The sequence below is a fragment of the Bacillus sp. IT-79MI2 genome (assembly GCF_949768135.1).
Taxonomy (GTDB): domain Bacteria; phylum Bacillota; class Bacilli; order Bacillales; family Bacillaceae_G; genus Bacillus_A; species Bacillus_A pseudomycoides.
On the sequence record NZ_CATKPV010000126.1, the window covers coordinates 1 to 1026 of the forward strand.

The 1026-nt window shown below is 32.1% G+C and carries 1 protein-coding gene; it reads right to left on the reverse strand.

Annotated features, from left to right (window positions below; translation table 11 throughout):
• A partial coding sequence (locus tag ACM6HU_RS26445) for a thiol-activated cytolysin family protein (RefSeq protein WP_414848527.1) occupies positions 1–943 on the reverse strand: 943 nt, incomplete at its 3' end.
• Positions 944–1026 lie beyond the last annotated feature (83 nt).

Consider the following 1026-nt stretch of genomic DNA (forward strand, 5'->3'; position numbering starts at 1 on the left):
TTTGATTCTTAATTAAGGCTTTAAAAGCAGCTTGTACATCTTTACTCTTAGATGATGTTTCTAATTTCACATAAACTGTTCTACCATAAGCAACATTTGATACCATAACAGGCGGAGCCGCCTTACTTACCCCTTTACGAGTTAACTCGTCAAACGTAACACTATTATCAAAAAGGTCTGATGGATTGTTAGGTAGTTCTGCACTTACGGTATAAAAGATTTGCTTATATGCCGCAACCATCACTTTTTTCTCTCCATTTGCAACAGCATTAAAGTCAATGTTCAGTGCATTGTCAAGATATTTAGCGTTAACATTAAGAGCACTTGCTATTTGAGATTTACTATACACCATAGATTCTGTATACTGCATTCTTGCAGGTAACGTATGTGTTTTTGAATACTTTTGATTCCAAGTAGATACTAATTCATCTACTGCACCAGACACATTACCATATGTAGGATTTTTGACAGTAATTGTATTGTCTTTTCTCATGCCAGGTAAGTCTATACTAATATTCAAAGGTTTTCTCTGAGCTACTAACAAACTAGGTTGATTATCTGCAAAAGCTTTATTTGCAAGTTGTACTGCTCCTGGATATGTACGATTAGCCACAGAATCAATAATCGAAATATCGACTGGTGAAGTTGTAAGTGATTTTTTCTCACGTTCAACTACTACAAATTTACCATTTGAATTTGTACTTTCTTTTGGAACAAAACTCTCTACTTTATCACCATTTACTGCTAAAACCTCTTGATTATTATACTTAAGATTTGCTATACCAGTATCAATGTTACTAGCTTTTTTTGTTGCACCAGCTGAATTACCTGTTTTTGTTTCCGCAAAGGAAATAGATGAATAACTAATAGTGCTTAAACTAACTAATAAACATGCTAATAATTTGATTCCTTTAACACTTTTTTTAATTTTCAAAAAATTCATTCCCTTCTTTTTTTCGTATTAAGGTATGATAATTGTTTATAAATAATTGCTGAACAATGAACTTACATTACTGCTTTTAAAAG